The sequence below is a fragment of the Pseudoclavibacter sp. VKM Ac-2867 genome, from assembly GCF_015351275.1.
Lineage (GTDB): Bacteria > Actinomycetota > Actinomycetes > Actinomycetales > Microbacteriaceae > Pseudoclavibacter.
On the sequence record NZ_JADKSL010000001.1, the window covers coordinates 12,480 to 35,062 of the forward strand.

The following is a 22,583-nucleotide window of genomic DNA, read 5'->3' on the forward strand; positions in this document are numbered from 1 at the left end:
CGCTGAGTCAGTGCGCTCCCTCTCCCGTCTCACCGGCCTCGACCGGATTCAGGCGAGCAAGCGCGTGCCCGCACTGCAGGTCGCGAAGACCGCCGTCGCGGCGGTGGGCGCCTGGCTGCTCGCAGGGTGGCTCATCCCTGGCCCATTGCCGGTGTTCGCGGCCGTCGCCGCGCTGCTCGTCGTACAGCCGAGCGTCAACCAGTCGTTCGCGAAGGCGCTCGAGCGAAGTGCCGGCGTCGTCATCGGCGTCGCCGTCGCGAGCGCCATCTCGCTTGTCCTCGGCCCCCAGTCGTGGGTGATCCTCCTCGCGATCGTCGTCGCCATGGTCGTCGCCTGGCTGCTGCGCATGACCGCGACGACCAGCAACCAGGTCGCCATCAGCGCCATGCTCGTGCTCGCGCTCGGCGCATCCACGCCCGAGTACGCGCTCGACCGCATCCTCGAGACCCTCATCGGCGCGGCCTTCGGGCTGCTCGTGAACGCCATCATCCTGCCGCCAGTGCTCGTCGGGCCTGCGCAACGCGACACCGCGATGCTCGGCAACGAGATCGCCGCGTCGTTGGAGCGACTCGCCGACGCCATCGAGCAGCCGCAGACCGCCGCGAGCCTCACCGAGATGCTCCTCAAGGCGCGCCTGCTGCGACCCATGGCCGGCGCCGCAGAGAACTCGATCGCCGACGGCCTCGAGTCCCTCGCGTTCAACCCGCGCAAGTCGAGCCACCACGAGGAACTCGTCGAGTGCCGGCAGCTCCTCGACCGCTTCCGCCCGATCGTCACACAGCTCACCGGCATGACCCGTGCCGTCGCAGAGCACTGGGAGCCGACCCTCGCGGACGAGCCGCAGGCCATCGCGATCGCCGAGCAACTCCGACGGGCCGCCCACGACACGCGCATCCTCATCCCGAGCGAACCCGGAGAGCCCCGCGGGTTCATCCTCGAACCGCCCGCCCTCACCGCTCCGCTGGTCGTCTCGGCACCAAAGGGCGGCAGCTGGGTGCTCATCGGCTCCCTCATCGAAGACCTCCGCCGCATCCACGAGGGGCTCACCGCTGACGCGTAGCGGCAAGGCACGCCTCTCCGCCTTCGCGCGGTTGGTCGCCCGGGCCTGCTCGGCCGAGTCTCTCGCCCTGCGCGCCTGCACCGGCCGTTCGGCCGTGCTGGCCGCGCGCCTGTGTTGGCCGCGCGCACGTGCCGCCCGTTTGCCCCACCTGGCCAACTTTCGTGATGAGGCGGTCGGGGATGCGCTCTCAGGGGCCCGGCAGCGGTTCTCGTCACGCAAGTTGGCCGCCGCTGAGAGAGCTGGCCTGCTATCCAGACCTAGGAATCCCCTATCCCGTCCTCGGGGCCCCCTGCCCCGCCGTCGCGGCCCCCTGCCCCGCCGTCGGAATCCCCTCTGTTCAACTCGCGGGATGGATGGGCCCGGAATGTGCCCTTCGGGCCCCGGTGCGCCGTTCTCGTCACGCAAGTTGGCCGCGCTCCACGCCGGACGCCCGCCGCGCGCGCCGTGGCAGGGCATGCCAGTACCTGGCACGACCGACCCTCCCGGGCGCAGGCTGGTAGCGATCCAATGGAGGAACGGCGGCGGCCGGCGCTCTCGAGGAGGGCGGCGGGCGCGCTGCCATTCCCGGAAGCGCAACGAGAGGCACCCATGAAGGCCACATTCATGTACGCGGCAGGCGACGTCCGAGTCGAGACCGTCGCCGACCCGACCATCCAGCAGCCCACCGACGCGATTGTTCGCGTCACGCAGGCGTGCATCTGCGGTTCGGACCTGCATCCGTATCACTCGATGCAGTCGAGCGAACAGGGGTCCCCGATGGGACACGAGCTCATCGGCATCGTCGAGGAGATCGGCGCTGCCGTCACGACCCTGGAGGTCGGCGACTTCGTCATCGCGCCGTTCGCGTTCCAGGACAACACGTGCGTGTTCTGCCGCGAGGGTGTGCAGACGTCGTGCCTCCATGGCGGCTTCTACGGAAGCCCCGAGGTCGGCGGTCTGCAGGCGGAGTTCGCCCGTATCCCGCAGGCCGACGGCAGCCTGGTCGTCGTGCCCGGCGTCGACGCCGCAGCGCTCGGCCGAGGGGAGAGCCCTGAGCTCACTGCGAGCCTGCTGACGCTGTCCGACGTGTATCTGACCGGCTACCACGCAGCCCACATGGGTCGTGTCGAAGCCGGCAAGACCGTCACCGTCATCGGTGACGGCGCCGTCGGGCTCTCGGCTGTGCTCGCCGCCAAGCAGCTCGGCGCGGAGCGCATCATCCTCATGGGTCGCCACACCTCGCGCACCGATCTCGGCATCGAGTTCGGCGCAACCGACGTCGTCGCCGAGCGCGGTGACGACGGCATCGCGCAGGTCATGGACCTCACGAACGGCGAAGGCAGCCACGTCGTCCTCGAAGCAGTCGGCCACATGCCCGCCTACGAGCAGGCCTACGGCATCGTGCGCCCCGGCGGCGTCATCTCCCGGGTCGGTGTGCCGCAGTACGAGGAAGCCCCCATCGGCTTCGGCTCGCTCTTCGGCAGGAACGTCACCCTCACCGGCGGGCCCGCCCCCGTCCGCGCCTACATGGAACCGGCTATCCAGCAGGTGCTGAACGGCGACATCAACCCCGGCCTCGTCTTCGACCGCACGATCGGCATCGACGAGGTGCCGGCCGGCTACGCCGCGATGGATGCGCGCGAAGCCCTCAAGGTGCTCGTCCAGATGTAGGCGCCCAGCGGCCGTGCACGCTCACCGCATGCGCGGCCGCGCACGAACCGAAATTGCGTGATCGATTGTCGAGAGGAACACCTTCATGAGCACTGAACTCCAGCCGAAGAGCGCGACCAGCAAGGGGCCAGCCGAGTGGTTCACCGGCGACGTCTACTTCAATGCCTACTACGCGGGCACCGAACCGTCGCGCACCCGCCTCAACCTGGTGCGCTTCACACCGGGCGCGCACACGGCCTGGCACCGCCACGCGGTCGGTCAGACCCTGCACGTCACCGAGGGGTACGGCTACGTGCAGTCGCGTGGTGAGGAGCTCATCGAGCTGCGCCCGGGCGACACCGTCTACACCCCGGCCGGCGAGTGGCACTGGCACGGCGCATCCGCCGACAACTTCATGTGCCACCTCGCGCTCTGGGAAGCTCCAGGTGCTGACTCCGACGAGCCCGAGACGGTCTGGGGCGAGCTGCTCACGCCGGAGGAATACCCGCAGAGCTAGTGGGGAGAGCGCGCGACGGCCGGCAGGGCCTCGTGCGCCGCTCAGCCACCCGCTGACCCTGCCCACCGACCCACGCCTCCGCAAACGTGAGCCAGTGCATCCAGAATCCTTGGCGGTGGATGCTTCTGGCTCACTTTTGCGCCCGTCAGTCGAGCGAGCGAGAGCTCGCGCGCCGGCGGGCGAGGCCTCGGGTGTCGCTCGGCCACCCGCTGACCTTGCACGCCCGGCGCCTTTGAAAAGTGAGCCAGAAGCATCGAGAATCCTTGGCGGTGGATGCTTCTGGCTCACTTCTGCGCCCGTCAGTCGAGCGAGCGAGCGAGAGCTCGCGCGCCGGCAGGCGAGGCCTCGGGCGTCGCTCGGCCACCCGCTGACTCTCCACCTTGCGCCTCCGCAAACGTGAGCCAGATGCACATCCAGAATCCTTGGCGGTGGATGCTTCTGGCTCACTTTTGCGTCCGTCAGAGAGGCGACTGCGTGCGGCAGGGCAGCAGCAAGCAGCAAGCAGCAGGCAGCAGGCAGATGGCAGCGAGCCCGCGCCTACTGCTGCTGGAAGGCTGCCTGCGCTTCGACGGGGAACTCTGTCGCCGCCCAGGACGCGAGCATCCGCAAGCCGTCGGCGCTGGCGCTTCCCTCGGCGGCCGTGTAGACGTTCATCGTGAGGCCGGGCTCGCTCGGCAGTGGCAGCGACTCGAAGTTCAACTCGAGCAAGCCGACGATTGGGTGGTTCAGGCGCTTCACGCCGCTGCGGTGGAACTTCACGTCCTTCGCCGCCCACATCTCGCGGAACAGCTCACTCTGCGTCGATAGCTCTCCGATGAGCTGGTGCAGCTGGGGGTCGTGGGGGTTCCGGCCCGCCTCCATTCGCAGCATGGATGCCGCGTCGGCGGCGATGCGGTCGAAGTCCGGCCAGAACTCACGGGCCGCCGGATTCAGGTAGATGTACCTCGTCGTGTTGACGGGCCGGCGAGGGTCGTCGAAGACGGGGGAGTAGAGCGCCCGGCCGAGGCGGTTGGCCGCGAGGACATCGTGACGGTCGTTGCGCACCCACGCGGGTGCCTCGGAGAACGCGTCGAGCATCTGACGCACCGAGGCGCGCAGCTCGCCGCCGCCCCGCTTCTTCGACACTCGCCTGGATGGAGCGCTCGCCCGTGCGAGGTTGAACAGGTGCTCGCGCTCTGCCTCGTCGAGCTGCAGCGTCGACGCGATGGCATCGAGCACACTCTCCGAGGCGCCCGACAGGTTGCCGCGCTCGAGCCGCACGTAGTAGTCAACAGAGACGCCAGCGAGCATCGCGACCTCTTCGCGCCGGAGGCCCGCGACGCGGCGGTTCCCTCCGTAGGCCGGCAACCCGGCCTGCTCAGGGGTGATCTTCGCCCGGCGGGAGCTGAGGAACTCCTTCACCTGCGCGCGCACATCGTTCATGTGTCCAAGCTACGCCCGCAGGCCCGAGCGAGGGAGGCCCCGCGAGTACCTGGTGGCGGATGCAGGAGCGCTGTCCAACTTCAGTGCAGATCTCTGCGGGAACGCGAGCAGAGCGCCCGTCGGGGCTGATTCTGCACTGAAGTTGGACAGGGGCGTAGGCAAGCCGGCCCGGGCCTCGGGGCCTCGGCCCCGGCGTTGGCCCCGGCGTTGTCCCGGGAGCCTGCCCGGGAGCCAGGCCGTCCCGGCTCGGCTGAAGACGGGGTGGCTGGCCAACTTCCGGGACCAGATCGGCTCAGGCGCGCGGGCCGGGCCTGCGCGGGCGTTCTCGTCCCGGAAGTTGGACACTCGCGAGGGGAGAACCACCGCGAGGTGGGGTCAGCGCAGAGAGGCGCGCGGCCGCGCGGATCAGGCCTCGCGGATCAGGCCGCACCGATCAGGCCTCGGGGATGGGCATGCCGTAGGCCTCGAGGGTCAGCGACTCGGGCTCGGGCCCGCGGCGCACGCCCTTGTCGAGGGCGTCGATCTGGGCGACCTCGTCGGGCGTGAGCTCGAAGCTGAAGATGTCGAAGTTCTCGGCGATGCGGTGCGGCTTGACCGACTTGGGGATCACCGAGCGGCCCTCCTGCACGTGCCAGCGCAGCATGACCTGCGCCGGGCTCTTGCCGTGGGCGTCCGCGATGGTGCGGATCGTCGAGTCCTCGAGGGTGCTTCCGCCGTCACCTTCGCGGTAGAAGGTGATGCCGCCGATGGGTGACCAGGCCTGGTCGAGGATGCCGTGGCGCGCATCCGCTTCCTGCACGTCCTTCTGCTGGAAGTAGGGGTGCAGTTCGATCTGGTTGAGGGCCGGCACGATGTCGGTCGCGTCGAGCATCCGGTCGAGGTGGTCTGGCATGAAGTTGCTGACGCCGATGGCGCGCACCTTGCCGTCGGCGTAGAGCCGTTCGAGGGCACGGTAGGCGCCGATCGTCTTCTCCCAGTCGGTGGGGAGCGGCTGGTGGAGGATGAGCAGGTCCAGCTGCTCGAGGCCGAGCTTGCGGGCCGACTTGTCGAAGGCGTGGAGGGTCTCGTCGAAGCCGTAGTCGCTGATCCAGACCTTGGTCTCGACGAAGATCTCGTCGCGGGGCACTCCGGATGCGGCGATCGCCTGGCCGACTTCCCGCTCGTTGCCGTAGGCGGCGGCGGTGTCGATGTGGCGGTAGCCGACGCGCAGGGCTTCGGCGACGGCGGCTGCGGTCTCTTCTGGTGCGGACTGGTAGACGCCGAAGCCGATGCTGGGCAGTTCGACGCCGTTGTTCAGGGTGAGGTTCGTGGTGCTCATGCTGAAAACGCTACGTCTGGCGGCTGAGGGGTGGCAGGTTCTGACAGAACCTGTCAGTCGAACCGAAGCCGTTTCGGATGGGCGAAAACCCGCACTTGCGCACTGGGTCCCGCATGCCTACACTTTCGGCAGGTGCACAAACGATCATATCTATTTGCAACTTCGTGCACACCCCGACAAAGGAGTCAGAACATGCGGTTTACGTCGCCGCTCGCCGCCCTCGCGGCCAGCACAGTCGAGCACAGCTCGACGACCACGTCGGGAGGGCAGCCGGCATGGAAGTAATCACCTGGATCGCCGAGAACTTCATCGGCCTCTTCAACGCCTCCGCCGAGAGCCTCATGGGTCTCATCACGGGCATCCTCCCCCTCCTTCTCGTGCTGCTCACGGCAATGTACGCCGTCACCACGTGGATCGGCGAGGAGCGCGTCACGCGCGCCGTCCGCTGGGCTGGCAAGTACGCGATCACGCGCTACACGGTCATGCCGATCATCGCGGTCATCATGCTGACGAACCCCATGGCCTACACGTTCGGCCGCTTCCTCCCCGAGCGCTACAAGCCGGCCTTCTACGACTCCGCAGTGTCGTTCGTGCACCCGGTCACCGCATTCCTGCCTCACGCCAACGCGGGTGAGCTGTTCGTCTGGACGGGCATCTCCGCCGGTGTCCTCTCCATCGCGCCGGACAAGTACGCGACCCTCGCGGCCCTGTACTTCATGGTCGGCATCGTCGTCATCTTCATCCGCGGCATAACGACGCAGTGGATCACGAAGATCCTCATCAAGCGCGGCGGACACGAGGCGACGTTCGCTCGCTTCGACGAGATGTATGCAGAGGGCCACCTCCAGGGCTCCAAGAGCGAAGGTGGTGTCCTGTGAGCACAGACGCTGAGAACACGAACGCCAACTCGGCCGACGGCGGCGCGAGCACCGCGGACTACAAGGGCGTCAAGGTCAACCGCGGTCGCGGCGGCTGGGGCGACGGGCTGACGCTCGTCCCCAACGCTGAGAAGAACATCGTCCTGTCGGTCACGGGCGGTGGCATCCACCCGGTTGCCCAGAAGATCGCTGAGCTCACGGGCGCTGAGGCCGTCGACGGCTTCAAGAACAACGTGCCGGACGCCAACGTGCTCTGCGCGGTCATCAACTGCGGTGGCACGGCGCGCATCGGCGTGTACCCGAAGAAGCGCATCCCGACGGTGGATGTGTACCCCGGCGAACCGGGCGGCCCGCTCGCCCAGTTCATCACCGAGGACATCTTCGTCTCCGACGTCGCCCCTCGCGACGTGGTCGCGCTCGACGCGGCGGCAACGGCAGCAGCTGGTGCCCCGGCCGCAGCCGAGGCGCCCAGCCTGAGCCCGGAAGAGGTCGCGGCGAAGGCCAAGGCGGATGCACGCGCCAGGGTCGCAGCGCAGGGAAGCGGATTCACGGGCTTCGTCGTGAAGTTCGGAAACGCCATCGGCTACTTCATCAACACGCTGCTCTCCTCGGGCCGCCAGGCGATCAAGCTGACCCTCAACACGATCCTGCCGTTCATGGCGTACGTCTCGCTCCTCATCGGAGTCGTCACGTACACGGGTGCTTCGGACTTCATCGCCAACGCGGTTTCGCCGCTGGCCTCGAACCCGATCGGCCTGATCCTGCTCGGCGTCATCACGGGTCTCCCGTTCCTGTCGCCGATCCTCGGCCCAGGTGCCGCTATCGCCCAGGTCGTCGGCGTGCTCATGGGCACGCAGATCGCGGCAGGCGCGCTGCCGGTGCAGTACGCACTGCCGACGCTCTTCGCGGTCAACGGCCAGGTCGGCTGTGACTTCATCCCCGTCGGTCTCTCCCTCGGTGAGGCTGAGCCGGAGACGGTCGCGGTCGGTGTCCCCGCCGTGCTGTTCTCCAGGCAGATCACGTCGCCTCTCGCGGTTGTGCTCGCCTACTTCGCCTCCTTCCTCCTCATCTAGTGGGCGCCGGGCGGGCCGCACCCGGCCCGCCCGCGCATCCACCCCTGAACTTCGCTTCAACCTCCCGCCTCAAGAAAGGACCACCACGTGTCCACGACCATCTGGCAGTCAGAAATCGCACGCATCGGACCCGACGCGAACGACATGTTCGAGGGTGGCGTCTACATCCTCTTCGGCGAACCCGTTCCGGATGCGCTCGCCGAGGTCAGCCTCGTGCACAAGGGCCACTCGGGTGAGTTCGTCCCCGTGCAGGCCGGCGACGAGTTCGTGATCGGCGACGAGGCCGTCACGGTCACCGCGGTCGGCGACCTCGCCAACCCGAACCTGCAGGAACTGGGTCACGTGGTGCTCTACCTGAACGCGGAAGACACCGCGCTCCTCCCGGGCGCCATCCAGGCGACCGGCACCCTCACGACTCCCGCCGAGGGCGCACTCATCAGCGTGCGCCGGAACGAGGTGTAGATCATGGACTGGAGATTCCCCGCCGTTCTGGTCCTCGCGCTTGTCCTGAGCATGCTCATGACGGTCGTGCAGATGCGCGCCTACATGAGCCAGGTCAACGAGATCGCGAAGGCGAACGCCGGCAAGAACCTCAACCTCGTCAGCGGTCGAGGCAAGGGCGCCTTCCGCGGCGCTATCGCCGTGCTGCTCGTCGACCCGACCACGCTCGAGGTCGTCGAGGCGCGCGCGCTCCTCGGGTTCAGCGTCTTCGGACGCCTGAAGCCCGCACCCGACCTCGAGGGCCCGCTCAAAACGGTCTACGACCGCGCGGAGGCCCGCCACAAGCACCTCGGAACCGCCGTCCGCCAGGCGATCAGCATGCTGCCGCACACGGTGCGCGCCCAGGTCACGCTGCCACCGGTCAAGGGCAAGAAGAAGCGTGCGCAGCCCAACGCTGTCAAGGGCGCGGCCCCGAAGCAGTTCGCCGGCCTCTCCCGCGTCAGCAACTAGCCCCCTGATCAGCACCCCACCCCACGAACTCAGCAAGGAACGCACATGAACTACACCCAGCGCCTCATCCAGCGTGAAGCAGAACTCGGCCGCCCCATCCGCGTCGGCGTCGTGGGGGCCGGTCAGATGGGCTCAGGCCTCATCGCCCAGATCGAGCGAGCGAAGGGCATGGAGGTCGCCGTCGTCGCCGACATCGCCGTCGAGCGCGGTGTGGATGCGTACACTCGCGCCGGCCGCAGCGACGTCCAGGTCGAGAATGACCTCGCCGTGGTCGCCGAGCACATCGAGGCTCGCCGCCCGGTGGTCATCAACGACGGTCTCCTCATCCCGAAGCTCCCCGTCGACGTCGTGCTGGAGGTCTCCGGTGTCACCGAGATCGCGGCGCAGGTCGCCTACGCGTCGCTCCTCGGCAAGAAGGACGTCGCTCTCATGACCGTCGAGGCAGACGTGACCGTTGGGCTGTTCCTGGCAAGCATCGCCAACGCCGGACAGCAGATCTACACGATCTGCCGCGGTGACGAGCCCGTCGAGGCACTCAAGCTCGTCGAGCACGCCACCGACCTCGGCCTCACCGTCGTCGCGGCCGGCAAGGGCAAGAACAACCCGAACCGCCCGACGGACGTGCCGGAGGACGTCATGGAGGAGGCGAAGGCCAAGAACATGAACCCGCGCATCCTGTGCGAGTTCACCGACGGAACGAAGACGCAGATCGAGATGGCCTCCCTCTCGAACGCGACCGGCTTCCCCGTCAACAAGCCGGGCATGCACGGCCCGGCTGCTGACATCGCGACGCTCGCGACCACGCTCATCCCCGTCGAGGACGGCGGAGTCCTCACCTCGACCCCGGCTGTCGAGTATACGGTCGAGGGCGATGTCGCGCCAGGCGTATTCGTCGTCGTGAAGTCGGAAGACGATGTCGTCACGCACGAGCTCGACTACCTGAAGCTCGGCAAGGGCCCGTACTACGCCCTCTACCGTCCGTACCACCTCGCCTCCGTCGAGGCGATCCTCTCGATCAGCGAGGCCGTGCTCGAGCGCCGCGCCGACTTCCAGACCACCACGTGGCGCACCGAGGTCGCTTCGAAGGCGAAGTTCGACCTCGCCGCCGGCACGAAGCTCGAGGGCATGGGCGGGCACCACGTGCACGGCTGGGCCGTCGACGCCGACGAGGCACGCGCCGACAACTCGATCCCGATCGGACTCATCTCCGGTGGCATCCTGAAGCGCGACATCAAGGCGGGCGAGATCGTCTCCTACGACGACGTCGAGCTCGACGAGACGCGTCCGCTCATCGCGATGCGCCGTCTGCAGGACTCGCTGGTCGCGGCTGGCGTCATCGGCGCCTGACCCCGGTCCGACACCCGTCGGGCGCCCGGCTGAACCGGGCGCCTGATCGTCGGTCGATAGGATCATGTGAACCGGATCACCGATGCCGCGCCCAGCGCGCGGCGTCGGGACGGCTCCCAAACGGCGCGAGAGCGCGGTGCGGGGGCCGTCGCCATCTGGGAAAGCCGTCCCGCACCGCAGGGCCGCGCAGGAGTGAGCAGCGCTGCGCCTCCTGCCCGGCACAGCCTGCGCGTCGCTCTGCACCACCCACAGGAAGGAAGGCTCGGGATGCCAGCACCCCGCAACGCCGATACCCTCGTCCGAGCAGCGCGCCTCTACTACCTCGACGGCCTCTCCCAGAGCGACGTCGCAACGGCACTCGGCGTCTCGCGAGCGAGCGTCTCACGCATCCTGTCCGCTGCACGCGACCAGGGGATCGTCGAGATCCGTATCCACGACCCCCACGTGGTCGGTCGCGTCGACGAGCTTGAACGACAGATCGTGGATGCGTTCGGTGTCGGTGCCGCAGTCGTCGTCTCGGCGCTGCCGGGCAGGCACCCCCTCGACATCGTGGCCGGAGCGGCCGCCGACTACTTCTCGGAGCGTGTGCCGTCGGTCGGGTCGGTTGGCCTGAGCTGGGGCAAGTCGATCGATGCGTTCGTCGAGCAGATCCACGTCGAGTCCACGGGGCGTGCTCTGACGCTGTGCCCCCTCGTCGGCGGCATGCCGTTCGACTCGGGGCCGGCCGGGAACACGGCCCTCGAGCGTCTCTCGCAGAAGTCGGGGGCGATGGCCTTCCGCTTCGAGTCGCCCGCCGTCGTCGAGTCGCCCCAGACCTGGGCTGCGCTCACCGGGGAGTCGTCGATCTCCATGGCCATCAAGCGGGCGACGGATGTGCAGCTCGCGTTCGTTGGCATCGGTTCCTACGGCCTCCACGCGTCGAGGCACATCGTCTCCGCGATGCGGCTCAGCGATTCCGAACGCGCCGAACTGGACGCGCAGCAGCCCGTCGGCGACATCTGTGGTCGCTTCTTCGATGCCAGTGGGCGCGCGCTCGGAGCGCCGGTCTCCGAGCGGGTCATCGGGATCACCCTCGGCCAGTTGGCGAAGATCCCGGAAGTCGTGGGCTTCGCCGCTGGCGCCGAGAAGGCCCCTGGGGTCGCCGGCGCGCTCCGCACGGGGGCGCTCGACGGCGTGATCCTCGACGAGGACCTCGCGCGCGCCCTCGTGGAGCTCGTGTAGGACGCTGCCGCGCCCGCTGCGCTTGAGGTTGCGAGGCCTGCGCGCCCTCCACCGACGCTGCTGCTGGCGGAACGCTGCCAGCCAATTGCCTCTCGGATGCTCCGCGGCTGAGATCGCTGCTAGGGAAGTGGCCAGAACGCGCGTGCTTTCGGCCACTTCACTGGCAGCGTTCTGCGTGGGCGTGGGCGTGGGCGTGGGCGTGGTCGTGTACGTGAGGCGGGCGCGGGGGCAAGTTCCGGGGTTTGGCCCAGGTCCGGGCCTGAGCGGGGCCGAAGAGTCAGCGAGAAGCAGGTTCTGTGGCGGAGCTCCGTGCTTCTTGCTGACTCCTGCTGACTCCTGATGACTCCTGGCGCGCTCGAGGAGGCGCAGGGAGGGCAGGCAGGGCAGGGAGGGCAGGGAGGGCCCGGGAGGGGCCGAAAAACGCCGGGAAGCACCAGGGGCTCGGATGCACCGGGAGGGGCGGGATACGCGGAGCGCAGCTGCCGGTGGAAGGAACTCTTGGATCGACACACGCCGATGCATCTGCATCTGCATCCGCAGTCACGTCCCAAACCGCATCCACGTCCCAAACCGCATCCACGTCCCAAACCGCAGCCACGTCTCAAACCGCATCCACGTCCAGAACCGTCGCCACGGCTCAACTACGCAGAACGCCGCCGCTCGACCACGCCGCTGACGGGGGAGTCAGGGTGCGATCGAACGGCGGCATCGGTGCGCCGACGGCGTTGGCGGCGGCAGTGGAGGCAGTGGAGGCGGATGCTCGCAGGAAGGAGCGTGGGCCTACTCGCCCATGACGACGACCTGGCACTTGCGCGAACGGGCGCGCGTGCGGTCGAAGTCGACGAAGTAGATGTATCCGGTGACGCCGACGCCGAGCTTGCCGTCGATGACCGCGAACACCTCGCTCGAGCCGATGATCGTCGACTTGATGTGCGCCTCGGCGTTCAGCAGCGCCGTCTTGTCGCCGCCGGGCAGGTACACCTCGGCGTCCGGCCACGACTCGACATCGGCGTAGTGCTCCGGGCCCGGGTAGCGGTACTCGCCTTCGGGAGGCACGGCCGTCTGGTTCGGGGCGATGCGGTTCAGCACGTCGTCGAGGTCGGCCTGCAGGAACTCGGTGCCGTCCTCGAGGCGGTCGTGCACGAACTCCTCGAAGAACACGGCGCACGTCGTGTGAGGAGAGATGACCGTGACCGTGCCCGCCGTGATGCCGCTCGTCGCGATCGCCTCCTTCACCTCCGCGGTGACGTCGATGTAGCTGGGGGTGCCGCCGTGCGACTGCAGCTGGAGGGTGGTCTGGTAGACGGTCATCGGTGTTCCTTCGTCGTCGTGGATGCGCGTGCTTCGCCGCGCGCGCAGATGTCGCTTGGTGTGGCTGGCTGGGCTGGCTCGGCTCAGGCGCCCGGGCGCAGGGCCTGGATGAACTCGGCCACGTCGGCCTCGACCTGCGCGGAGACCGCCTTTGCGACCTTCGGGAACAGGATGGTGTTGGGCTGCTCTGCGGCCCGGAGCGCCGCATCCAGTGCCGCCTTCGCCGCGTACGTGTAGTAGTTGATCTTGCGGACGCCGCGCGTGATGGAACGGTGGTACTCGTCGAGGCTGAGCCCCGACCCGCCGTGCATGACGATGGGCACGCCCGTCGCGTCCCGCAGCTGCTCGATGAGCTCGTAGTTGAGCTTCGGCTCCTGGTGGTACATGCCGTGCACCGTGCCGAAGGAGGCTGCGAGCGCGGTCACGCCCGTTCGCTCGACGAACTCCTTCGCCTGCGCTGGCTCCGTGTACAGGGTCTCGTCGGCGATGCCCTGGCTTGGGTCGCCGTTCTCGTTGCCCGTCATGACGCCGAGCTCGCCTTCGACCCCCACGCCGCGCTCCTTCGCGAGCTTCACGACCTCGGTCGTGCGGGCGACGTTCTCCTCGTACGGCAGCGTCGATCCGTCGATCATGACGGAGTTGAAGCCGATGTCGAGGCCGCGCGCGATGTACTCGATGTCCTCGCCGTGGTCGACGTGGAGCACGAAGGGCGCTTCGCTGCGCGTCGCGAGGGCGAGCATCGCGGGCCCGATGTCGTCGATCGACAGGGTGCTCTCGTGCACCTGCGCGTGCTGCAGGATAACGGGAACGCCTGCCTTCTCGGCGGCGGAGATCGTGCCGAGCAGCCCCTCGAAGTAGGGGGTGTTGACCGCCGCGATGGCGATGTTGTTCTTCTGTGCGTAGCGGAGCGCTTCGTCGAGTCCGATGAGCATGTGTTGGTCTTCTCTCTGGTTGCTCTGTGGGGAGCGGGTCAGTTGGCGGGGGCGGCGGTCGCCTGCGCGTCGCGGTGGTCGGCGAGCGCCTGGAACATCTCGGTGAGGATCTCGCGCCAGTCGGGGTGCTTGATGATGCCGCTCGTCCCGCCCGAGCAGTCGGCGCCCTGCTGCAGGACGCGCGTGATGTCGGCGCCGCGGCTCACGCCGGCCGCCTGCACGACGAGGATCGCCGGGTCGACGTTCTTCACGATCTGGGTCGTGCGCTCGATGTAGTCGCCAGCGTCCATCTGCCCCGTGCCGATGTTGGCGGTCGGCTCGCAGATCATGCCGGAGGGGTCGAGGTCGGCAACCGCACGGCACTGCAGGTCGGAGTCGGCGCAGACGATGGTTGCAAGACCGACCTCTTCGCAACGGCGCATCGTCGCGTCGAGGTCGGCCAAGGTGAGGGGGTGCTCGGCGTGGTTGAGCACGACGGCCTTGACTCCGGCTTCGGCGAGGCCCTCGGCGAGGATGTGCCCCATGCCGCGGCCTGGCACGATCGGGTCGACATGCTGGGCGGTGACGCAGAGGTTCGTCGTCTCGGCGACGACCGACCGGAGGTCGATGTGCTGCGCGGTGAAGACGACGTCGATGTCGAAAGCTCCAGCGAGTTCATCGGTGAGGTGTGCCAGCTTCATGAGCTCGCTGCCCGTCAGGTACGCCTTCGGGTTGACGATCAGAAACGGGCTCCGTACAGGGATGGGGACAGCCATTGTCAGTTGCTCCTAGCGGATAAATGCACAAAGTTGCACTAAAGAATGTACGAACGTGCAGTTTGGCAAGTATCGCATCTGCGGAGAGCAACTGGCAAGAGCGCGGATGCGTGGGCCCCGTCGGCGTTCGCGTGCACACCGGAATCGTCCCAGGTGCCCCGAATAAGGTGGCACCTCACACTTGGACCAGGGAGCCACATGACTCGCGAACCCGTCTACTCATTTGCGATCGGGGTCGGCCGCACTGTCTTCGCCGCGCTCCGCGTTCGCCAGACGGTCCGCGGCGCGCAGCACCTTCCAGACGCCGGCGGCGCCGTCATCGCGATGACCCACTTCGGCTACCTCGAGTTCGCCCTCGTCGAGTGCGCGACCTGGATGCACAACCGGCGGCGCATCCGCTTCATGGCCAAGCAGAGCGTGTTCGAGAAGCCCGTCGTCGGCCGACTCATGCGCAGCATGCGACACATCCCCGTGAACATGAAGGCCGGTGCGGACGCGTTCGCCGCCGCCGCGACGTCCTTGCGTGACGGCGAGCTCGTCGGCGTCTTCCCCGAGGCTGGCGTCAGCGCGTCGTTCACGATTCGCGACTTCAAGACCGGAGCTGCACGCCTCGCTGCGCAGGCCGGCGTGCCCATCATCCCCGTCGCCGTCTGGGGTGGGCACCGGCTTCTCACCAAGAACCGCAAGATCACCCTGCGAGAGCGCCTCAACATCCCCGTGCACTTCTCCTTCGGCGCGCCCATCCACGTCGCACCAGGCGACGACCCCGCCGACGCCACGGCCAAGCTCAAGACGGTCATGGAGTCGCTCCTCAGCGAGCTGCAGTCGAACTACCCAGAAGACGGCGCAGGCAAGTGGTGGCAGCCCCGCGTGCTCGGCGGCACCGCCCCAACGCCCGAGGCTGCGGCTGCGGCAGACGCCGCGCGTGACCGCCGGCGCGAGGCCGCGCGAGCGCAGCAGGCAGCCAGGAAGTAGCGGGGCTGCCGCCACTGGCGCTGCGTCTGCCGCTGCGGTTGCAGTCGCCGCGAGCCGTGTCCAACTTCAGTGCAGAATCCCGGCATCCGGTGCCGGACGCGGGTCGAAGGCCAGAAATCGCACTGATGTTGGTCAGCGATCGCCGGCACACGCGACCCGGTGCCAGACTTGGTGCATGAACGGTGAGCATCCCGCACGTCTGATGAGCATCGGCGAGTTCTCGCGGTACTCGGGTCTGAGCGTGCGCATGCTGCGGCATTACGCCGAACGGGGCGTGCTCGCGCCCGCCGAGGTCGACGAGTTCAGCGGGTACCGACGCTACGCCGCAGCCCAGCTGCGGGATGCGGGGCGCGTGCGGATGCTGCGCGACGCCGGGTGCGGAATCCCCGCCATCGCGGAACTGCTGCCGCTCTTCGCGGCCCCGGACGTGCTCCGGCCGCGCCTGCAGCTGCACCTCGATGAGCTCAAGGCCGAGGCGCAACGGGTCGCCGATCAGCAGGCGCTCGCGGCGACGCTCCTCGATGGGCTCGCGGCGCGCTCGACCCTTCTGGACGTCACGGAGCGCACCTTCCCGGCGCTGCGCGTGCTGTACCTGCGCCGCACGGTCGCCGACTACCCCTCCGAGGGTCCGCTCTGGGTCGACTTCCGGGGGCCGGTGGCCGAGCTCACCTCGCGAGACCCCGCTGCCTTCGGCGACGTCGGTGGTGCCACCTACTTCGACGACGAGTATCGAGACGCCGATGTCGAGATGGCGATCTGGCGCGAGTACCGTGGCGCATCCGTGCCCGAGGGGTACGAGGTCGTTGAACTCCCCGAGCAGCGTGTCGCGACGGTCACCCACCGCGGCGGCTTCGAGACGATCAATGAGGCCACGGCGACGGCGGGCAGCTGGGTCGCTCAGCAGGGGCGCACCCGCGTCGGCCCGATCTTCAACGTCTACGTGCACGGCCCGGGCCGCGAGCCGAATCCGGACAACTGGGTCACCGAGGTCAACGTCCCCATCGCGGCTTGACTCTCACACTGTGTGAGACCTCACGATCGGATCAAACGGCTGAACAGGCCTGCGGCGCAGCCAGAATCGCTGCGGTGCATCCGAATGAGAGGACAGCAACCATGTCGGACAACGTGAACTACTTCGAGATCGGCACCACCGACCCGGAGGCTGCGAAGGCCTTCTACGGTGACACCTTCGGGTGGACGTTCGGGTCGCTCGAGCCCGGCGGCTACGGGATGGTCGACGGCGCCGGCAACGGAGGCGGGCTCTGGGATTCCGACACGGTCGGCGGCGGCAGCTGGGCGGTGTTCTACGTGGAGGTCGAGGACATCGAGGCGAAGCTGGAGCAGGCGGCCGCGAACGGGGCGGAGACCGTCATCCCGCTCGTCGACAACGGCAGGATCAAGTTCGCGCATCTGCGCGACCCGCTCGGCAACCGCTTCGGCGTCTGGCAGCGCAAGCCGCAGGCCTGAGCAGCGCGACGGAACGCAGATCCCCGCCCGCGAACGAATCGCGGGCGGGGTTGCGTTCCCCTCTCGCAGCGCAGACCGGGGCCTGCGCCGCGAATCAGGTGTCGTGGATGACCGGGGCCTGTTCGGCCCGCCCGTCGTCATGGCCACCCGCCGGGTAGTCGGCGCGTTCCGGATGCCGACGGAGTGCGATGACGGACGCGGCGCATCCGCCCCACACGATCCCGATCGCGATGATGAGCATCGTGATGGCTTCTGGGGTCATCGGACCGTCTCCTTCTCGCGAAGCTCAGCCGACGTCGGCCAGGCAGTGAACGTGTCCGGGCTGTTGCGCCAGCGGACCATGGTCATGATCGCGCTCGCGACCAGCATGACGAGGACCGCGCCCCAGCCGAAGACGCCGACGTACCACAGCGGGTAGCCCTCGTAGCCGTCGACGACAAGCGTCCTGATCTGCTCGATGAGCATGTAGGTGAGGACTACCGGCGCGATGATGCCCGTCAGGACGAGCCACCACTTGCCGACCTGGAACGTCGACACGGCGTTGAGGTGCAGACGCATCTCCTCGCCGCGTCTGGCGACCCAGATGACGCCGACGCAGGTGGCGATAGCGGACGAGATGATGCCGATGTTGTTCGTCCACATGTCGACTGTGTCGAGCGCGATGAGGCCCGTGGTCGTCGAGAAGAGCAGGATCGAGATGACGGCGCTCACGCTGCCGAGGATTACCGCCGCCTTGCGGGGCGACCAGCCGAACTTGTCCTGGAAGGCTGACGAGACGACCTGCAGGATCGACAGCAAGGAGGTGAATCCCGCCATCACGAGCGACCCGAAGAACAGCGCGCCGAAGATCTGCCCACCTGGCATCTCCGAGATGATGGCGGGGAAGGTCACGAACGACAGGATCGGCCCGGTGAGCCCCTCCAGCTCGCCCACAGCGACGTTCTGCTGGTGAGCCATGAATCCGAGCGTCGCGAACACTCCGATGCCCGCCAGGATCTCGAACGACGAATTCGAGAAGGCGACGACAAGCCCGGGGGACGTCATGTTCGAGCGACGGTTCCGGTAGGACGAGTACGTGACCATGATGCCGTAGGCGATGGACAGCGAGAAGAAGATCTGACTGTACGCGGCGATCCAGACGCTGGGGTCGCCGAGCGCGACCCAGTCGGGCGTGAAGAGTGCATTGAGCCCGTCCGCCGCGCCTTCCAAGAAGAGCGCGCGCACCACGAGGATGAGGAATGACACGAGCAGCAGCGGCAGGAAGATGAAGTTCGTGCGTTCTACGCCCTTCGCGATACCGGCCGCGAGCACGAAGATCGTCACTCCCCACACGGCGACGAGCGGGATCAGGACTGAGGGCACAAATTGCATCGAGACGCCAGGCTCGCTGAGCTGCAGGAAGTCACCGGTGAAGAACGCCGCTGGGTCGTCGCCCCAGCCGAGGTTGAACGAGAGCACGAAGAAGCTCAGCGCCCAGGCGATGATGGCCGTGTAGTACAGGCCGATCACGAAGCAGATGAAGACCTGGAACCAGCCGAGGCTCTCCATCCACTTCGCGACGCGACGGAATGCCGTCGGCGCGGCCCCGCGCATCCGGTGCCCGATCGCGTAGTCGAGGAAGAGGATCGGGATGCCCGCGGTGATGAGCGCGACAAGGTACGGGATGAGGAACGCGCCCCCGCCGTTCTCATAGGCGACACCGGGGAATCGCCAGATATTGCCGAGGCCGACGGCGGAGCCGATGGCGGCGAGGATGAAGCCGGTCTGCCCGGTCCATTGCTCGCGAGGCTTTACCTCGGTTGTTGCGGATGTCGTCATTGAGAATCCCCCAAGAGCGTGGTGAGCGGGTGCGCCTGCGAGGACAAGCGCTCTGCTTGCCCGACGAGCCTAGTGAATTCGAGCTGTACCGTGCATGCCCGGCATCGAATCGTGACTCGTGGCCGGGCGGCGAACGCCCCAGGCAGACGAGCCTCAGCGCTGCAGGAGGTGCAGGCGGCTGACCATCCGGAACGCGTCGGCGCGGCCAGCCGCAGCGGCGACGAACTCGTCGAACGACGCGTCGGCGTGGAAGTGCGCCTCGATGTCGTAGTCGACGAGCACGTCGACGGCGTTCACGAAGCGCTGCTGCGGGTCGCGGCCGACGGCGGCGAGGAGCGGAACGTCGAGGATGTGCCACGTGTCGAAGTCGCGCGCCCACTGCAGGAACTCGAGCGACGAGGTCTGCACGATGAAGAGCTCCGCGAACGTCGCCCACAGCTCACGGCCGCGCACTGCCGTTACCTCGAAGGTGCGGCCGCCGAGTTCGAGGCTCGTCGCCTCGGCGGATGCCGGGCGCGTGGCGTCGGGGGCACTGCCCGCGTCTGCCGTGGACTGCTCGTCTGCGCTGTCGGCGCTGTCTGCGCCGCCTGCGCCGTCGGCCTGCGTCGACGTGACGCTCGGCACGTGCACCCACGAACCGGTCGCGAAGCCCCGGCGCTCGACGGCGTCAGCGCGAGAACGGCGGTAGTCGACTTCGCCGGGCAGCTCCACCACGTCGAGCTCGCGCTCGATGAGCTCGATGCCCGGCTCGAAGATGTGGTGGTAGACGGGGCTCGGGAGGAGGCCCTGCGGCCGGTAGTTCGAGGTCGCGACGACCGTGATGCCGTGGTCGAGGGCGTACCGCAGCAGGGCCGTGAGCAGCGTCGCGTGGCCCGGGTCGTGCACGTGGAACTCGTCGAAGAGCAGCAGCTTCGCGTCGCCGATAAGCTCGCGGACGGCGTTCGCGAAGACGGTCTCGGAGCCGCGGTTCGCGAAGATGCGCGAGTGCAGCTCGTTGAAGAACGAGTGGAAGTGGACGCGCAGCTTCCGGTCCACGGGAACTGCGCCGTAGAAGGCGTCGAGTAGCCAGGACTTGCCGCGGCCGGCGGGCCCCCACAGGTAGAGGCCGCGCGGCGCCGTCGAATCGGCGGCGGATGCGTCGGGGCGCTCCGCCTCGGCCACGTCGGCGTCGCGCAACCCGGCGATGTCGGGGTCGGCGTCGGCAGCTGGGTTCGGAGCGGCGTTCTCAACGGCGAGGGCTTCGTGCTCGACGATCTGCGCGCCGAGTCCTGCGAGGCGCCGAGCGACCATCCGCTGGCCGTCATCGAGGGCGAAGCCGTCCGCGGTCGCTGACGCGGCGATCGCAGCGAAGACCTCGACAGCGCTCGCACCAACGGTTTCGAGATGGGTTCCACGCTTCGAGATGGGAAGCAACCCATCCCGAAGCGTGGAACCCATCCCGAGACTCAAGAGGTACGGCGCTTAGTGTGCCGCTGCAGCTGCCGCAGTGATGGCTGCGGAGATCGGCGCGGAGTTCGGCCCGACGACATCGCCGAAGCGCTTCGGCAGTGTTGCGCCGCGGGCCTCGGAGAGCTCGGAGAGCGTGAACTCGAAGAGGCCCTGGACTTCGAGCTTCGCGTCGGCACCCATGCCGTCGCTCACGCCGACGCGGGTGACGGGGAAGTCACGCGCCTCGCACATCGCCTGGAAGCGCACGTCGTCGTCGTGCGGGACGGAGACGAGGATGCGCCCGGCCGACTCGCTGAAGAGCGCGGTAGCCGCGTCCACACCTTCCTTGCGCATGAGGCCATCGAGCACGATGCGCGCACCGACGCCGAAGCGTGTCGACGCCTCGACGATCGCTGCCGCGAGGCCACCCTCGGAGAGGTCGTGCGCCGAGGTGAGGAGGCCCTGCTGGCCTGCGCCGATGACGAGGTCGGCGAGCGCCTTCTCGCGCTCGAGGTCGACCTGCGGGGGCAGACCACCGAGGTGGCCGTGCACGACGTCGGCCCAGCTGGAGCCGGAGAGCTCCTCGAGGGTCGTGCCGAGGAGGTAGAGGTTGTCGCCTTCCTCCTGCCAGCCCGACGGGACGCGGCGTGCGACATCGTCGATGAGGCCGAGCACGGCGACGACGGGGGTCGGGTGGATGGGTACGTCGCCCGTCTGGTTGTAGAACGACACGTTGCCGCCCGTGACCGGGATGCCGAGTTCGAGGCAGCCATCCGCGAGTCCCTCGACGGCCTGCGCGAACTGCCACATGACCTCGGGGTTCTCGGGGCTGCCGAAGTTGAGGCAGTCGGAGACGGCGGCGGGGCGTGCGCCCGTGGCGGCGACGTTGCGGTACGCCTCGGCGAGCGCCAGCTTGGCCCCGGCGGAGGGGTCGAGCTGCGCGTAGCGGCCGTTGGCGTCGAGGCTGATGGCGAAACCGAGCCCCGACTCCTCGTCGATGCGCACCATGCCGGCGTCCTCCGGAGTGCCGAAGGCGGTGTTGCCGAGCACGTAGCTGTCGTACTGCTGCGTGATCCACTCGGGGTTGGCGAGGTTCGCCGACGAGATGAGGGCGAGCACCTGCTCGCGGAGCTCCTCACCCGACTGGGGGCGGGGGAGGGCGGAGGCGGAGTCGGCCTGGAGCGCGTCGATCCAGCTCGGGTAGGCGACGGGACGGTCGTAGACGGGCCCGTCGATCGCGACGGTGCGCGGGTCGACGTTCACGATCTCCACGCCGCGCCAGTTGATGACGAGGCGGCCCGTGTCGGTGACCTCGCCGAGCACGCTCGTCTCGACGTCCCACTTGTCGACGATCGCCATGAACGCGTCGAGCTTCTCGGGAGCGACGACCGCCATCATGCGCTCCTGGCTCTCCGACATGAGGATCTCCTCGGCCGTGAGGTTCGGGTCGCGCAGCAGCACCTTGTCGAGCTCGATGTACATGCCGCCGTCGCCGGCCGCCGCGAGCTCGCTCGTCGCGCAGGAGATACCTGCGGCACCGAGGTCCTGGATGCCTTCGACGACCTTCTCGCGGAACAGCTCGAGGCAGCACTCGATGAGCACCTTCTCGGCGAAGGGGTCGCCGACCTGGACGGCCGGGCGCTTCGTGGGGCCCTTCTCGTCGAACGAGTCGGACGCGAGGATGGATGCGCCGCCGATGCCGTCGCCGCCTGTGCGCGCGCCGAAGAGCACGACCTTGTTGCCGGCGCCGCGGGCGTTCGCGAGGTGCAGGTCCTCGTGGCGGAGCACGCCGACCGCGAGCGCGTTGACGAGCGGGTTCGCCTGGTACACGCTGTCGAACCAGGTCTCGCCGCCGATGTTCGGCAGGCCGAGGCAGTTGCCGTAGAAGGAGATGCCGCTCGTGACACCGTGCACGACCCGTGCCGTGTCGGCCTCGTCGATCGCGCCGAAGCGGAGCGCATCCATGACCGCGACGGGGCGGGCACCCATGGAGATGATGTCGCGGACGATGCCGCCGACGCCGGTCGCGGCGCCCTGGAATGGCTCGATGTAGGAGGGGTGGTTGTGCGACTCGACCTTGAAGGTCACCGCCCAGCCCTCGCCAGCGTCGATGACGCCGGCGTTCTCGCCCATGCCGACCATGAGGTTCTTCTTCATCTCGTCGGAGACCTTCTGGCCGAACTGGCGCAGGTAGTTCTTCGAGGACTTGTAGGAGCAGTGCTCCGACCACATGACCGAGTACATGGCCAGCTCGCCCGAGGTGGGGCGGCGGCCGAGGATCTCGCGGATCTTGTCGTACTCGTCCGGCTTCAACCCGAGGGCGCCGTATGGCTGCTCCTTCTCGGGGGTCGCCTTCGCGTTGTCGACGGTGTCCGGGCCAACTGCTTCGGAAGACGGGGTTGTGGTCTGGCTGCTCACTGGCGAGGCTCCTTCTGGCGGCGCGATGCGGAGAAGTCGGGGCGTGTCCGCACCGGACGAGTC

At 68.2% G+C, this 22,583-nt stretch carries 21 protein-coding genes; 12 read left to right on the forward strand and 9 right to left on the reverse strand.

What is annotated here, in order from left to right; translation table 11 throughout:
* Window positions 1–10: 10 nt before the first annotated feature.
* The 3 genes from ITJ67_RS00050 to ITJ67_RS00060 all read left to right on the forward strand — a co-directional run bounded on the left by ITJ67_RS00050 (window position 11) and on the right by ITJ67_RS00060 (window position 3,206).
* Window positions 11–1,060, forward strand: a complete 1,050-nt coding sequence (locus ITJ67_RS00050; RefSeq protein WP_194676344.1) for an FUSC family protein — start codon at window positions 11–13, stop codon at window positions 1,058–1,060.
* 588 nt (window positions 1,061–1,648) lie between these two features.
* Window positions 1,649–2,710: a zinc-binding dehydrogenase gene (locus ITJ67_RS00055; protein WP_194676345.1), complete on the forward strand. Its 1,062-nt coding sequence runs from the start codon at window positions 1,649–1,651 to the stop codon at window positions 2,708–2,710.
* Between the two features lie 85 nt (window positions 2,711–2,795).
* Entirely contained in the window at window positions 2,796–3,206 is a 411-nt protein-coding gene (locus ITJ67_RS00060; protein ID WP_160070786.1) for a cupin domain-containing protein, read from the forward strand.
* Between the two features lie 537 nt (window positions 3,207–3,743).
* Here ITJ67_RS00060 and ITJ67_RS00065 read toward each other — a convergent pair.
* Together ITJ67_RS00065 and ITJ67_RS00070 are read right to left on the reverse strand one after the other, a co-directional pair.
* Entirely contained in the window at window positions 3,744–4,628 is an 885-nt protein-coding gene (locus ITJ67_RS00065; RefSeq protein WP_194676346.1) for a helix-turn-helix transcriptional regulator, read from the reverse strand.
* A 433-nt stretch (window positions 4,629–5,061) separates the two neighbouring features.
* The gene (locus tag ITJ67_RS00070) at window positions 5,062–5,946 is read right to left on the reverse strand and encodes an aldo/keto reductase (RefSeq protein WP_194676347.1); all 885 of its coding nucleotides are present in this window, start codon (window positions 5,944–5,946) and stop codon (window positions 5,062–5,064) included.
* Window positions 5,947–6,221: 275 nt separating this feature from the next.
* On the opposite strand from ITJ67_RS00070, the gene ITJ67_RS00075 reads away from it, so the two are divergent.
* The 6 genes from ITJ67_RS00075 to ITJ67_RS00100 all read left to right on the forward strand — a co-directional run bounded on the left by ITJ67_RS00075 (window position 6,222) and on the right by ITJ67_RS00100 (window position 11,416).
* A complete protein-coding gene (locus ITJ67_RS00075; protein ID WP_104240118.1) occupies window positions 6,222–6,824 on the forward strand; it encodes a PTS glucitol/sorbitol transporter subunit IIC in 603 nt (200 codons plus the stop codon).
* The gene (locus ITJ67_RS20080) at window positions 6,821–7,897 is read left to right on the forward strand and encodes a PTS glucitol/sorbitol transporter subunit IIB (RefSeq protein WP_104240119.1); all 1,077 of its coding nucleotides are present in this window, start codon (window positions 6,821–6,823) and stop codon (window positions 7,895–7,897) included. The genes ITJ67_RS00075 and ITJ67_RS20080 overlap by 4 nt, the downstream gene beginning before the upstream one ends.
* An 87-nt stretch (window positions 7,898–7,984) precedes the next feature.
* Complete coding sequence (locus tag ITJ67_RS00085) at window positions 7,985–8,359, forward strand: PTS glucitol/sorbitol transporter subunit IIA (protein WP_104298078.1); 375 nt, start codon at window positions 7,985–7,987, stop codon at window positions 8,357–8,359.
* 3 nt (window positions 8,360–8,362) lie between these two features.
* A complete protein-coding gene (locus ITJ67_RS00090) occupies window positions 8,363–8,848 on the forward strand; it encodes a transcriptional regulator GutM (protein ID WP_194676348.1) in 486 nt (161 codons plus the stop codon).
* 45 nt (window positions 8,849–8,893) lie between these two features.
* On the forward strand, window positions 8,894–10,195 hold the full coding sequence (locus tag ITJ67_RS00095) for an NAD(P)H-dependent oxidoreductase (RefSeq protein WP_160070782.1): 1,302 nt from the start codon (window positions 8,894–8,896) through the stop codon (window positions 10,193–10,195).
* Between the two features lie 267 nt (window positions 10,196–10,462).
* Window positions 10,463–11,416, forward strand: a complete 954-nt coding sequence (locus ITJ67_RS00100; protein WP_194676349.1) for a sugar-binding transcriptional regulator — start codon at window positions 10,463–10,465, stop codon at window positions 11,414–11,416.
* Window positions 11,417–12,196: 780 nt separating this feature from the next.
* On the opposite strand, the gene ITJ67_RS00105 is transcribed toward ITJ67_RS00100, so the two are convergent.
* The 3 genes from ITJ67_RS00105 to ITJ67_RS00115 all read right to left on the reverse strand — a co-directional run bounded on the left by ITJ67_RS00105 (window position 12,197) and on the right by ITJ67_RS00115 (window position 14,414).
* Entirely contained in the window at window positions 12,197–12,727 is a 531-nt protein-coding gene (locus tag ITJ67_RS00105; protein WP_160070780.1) for a YjbQ family protein, read from the reverse strand.
* 83 nt (window positions 12,728–12,810) lie between these two features.
* The gene (locus ITJ67_RS00110) at window positions 12,811–13,659 is read right to left on the reverse strand and encodes a class II fructose-bisphosphate aldolase (RefSeq protein WP_104240125.1); all 849 of its coding nucleotides are present in this window, start codon (window positions 13,657–13,659) and stop codon (window positions 12,811–12,813) included.
* A gap of 38 nt (window positions 13,660–13,697) precedes the next feature.
* Window positions 13,698–14,414: a triose-phosphate isomerase gene (locus tag ITJ67_RS00115; RefSeq protein WP_160070779.1), complete on the reverse strand. Its 717-nt coding sequence runs from the start codon at window positions 14,412–14,414 to the stop codon at window positions 13,698–13,700.
* Between the two features lie 198 nt (window positions 14,415–14,612).
* Here ITJ67_RS00115 and ITJ67_RS00120 point away from each other — a divergent pair, with 198 nt between their 5' ends.
* The 3 genes from ITJ67_RS00120 (at window position 14,613) to ITJ67_RS00130 (ending at window position 16,856) form a co-directional block, all read left to right on the forward strand.
* Window positions 14,613–15,389 carry a lysophospholipid acyltransferase family protein gene (locus ITJ67_RS00120; RefSeq protein WP_194676350.1) on the forward strand — a complete coding sequence of 259 codons (777 nt, stop codon included), beginning with the start codon at window positions 14,613–14,615 and terminating at the stop codon, window positions 15,387–15,389.
* A 175-nt stretch (window positions 15,390–15,564) separates the two neighbouring features.
* On the forward strand, window positions 15,565–16,401 hold the full coding sequence (locus ITJ67_RS00125; protein WP_160070777.1) for a MerR family transcriptional regulator: 837 nt from the start codon (window positions 15,565–15,567) through the stop codon (window positions 16,399–16,401).
* A gap of 101 nt (window positions 16,402–16,502) precedes the next feature.
* Window positions 16,503–16,856 carry a VOC family protein gene (locus ITJ67_RS00130; protein ID WP_160070776.1) on the forward strand — a complete coding sequence of 118 codons (354 nt, stop codon included), beginning with the start codon at window positions 16,503–16,505 and terminating at the stop codon, window positions 16,854–16,856.
* Between the two features lie 94 nt (window positions 16,857–16,950).
* Here the strand turns inward: ITJ67_RS00130 and ITJ67_RS00135 are convergent, their stop codons facing one another.
* The 4 genes from ITJ67_RS00135 to purL form a co-directional block, all read right to left on the reverse strand.
* Window positions 16,951–17,118, reverse strand: coding sequence for a methionine/alanine import family NSS transporter small subunit (locus tag ITJ67_RS00135; RefSeq protein WP_160070775.1), 168 nt, complete (start codon window positions 17,116–17,118; stop codon window positions 16,951–16,953).
* Window positions 17,115–18,674: a sodium-dependent transporter gene (locus tag ITJ67_RS00140; RefSeq protein ID WP_194676351.1), complete on the reverse strand. Its 1,560-nt coding sequence runs from the start codon at window positions 18,672–18,674 to the stop codon at window positions 17,115–17,117. The genes ITJ67_RS00135 and ITJ67_RS00140 overlap by 4 nt, the downstream gene beginning before the upstream one ends.
* Window positions 18,675–18,827: 153 nt before the next feature.
* The gene (gene zapE, locus ITJ67_RS00145; protein WP_194676352.1) at window positions 18,828–20,111 is read right to left on the reverse strand and encodes a cell division protein ZapE; all 1,284 of its coding nucleotides are present in this window, start codon (window positions 20,109–20,111) and stop codon (window positions 18,828–18,830) included.
* Window positions 20,112–20,135: 24 nt separating this feature from the next.
* On the reverse strand, window positions 20,136–22,520 hold the full coding sequence (purL, locus tag ITJ67_RS00150) for a phosphoribosylformylglycinamidine synthase subunit PurL (protein WP_236558257.1): 2,385 nt from the start codon (window positions 22,518–22,520) through the stop codon (window positions 20,136–20,138).
* Window positions 22,521–22,583 lie beyond the last annotated feature (63 nt).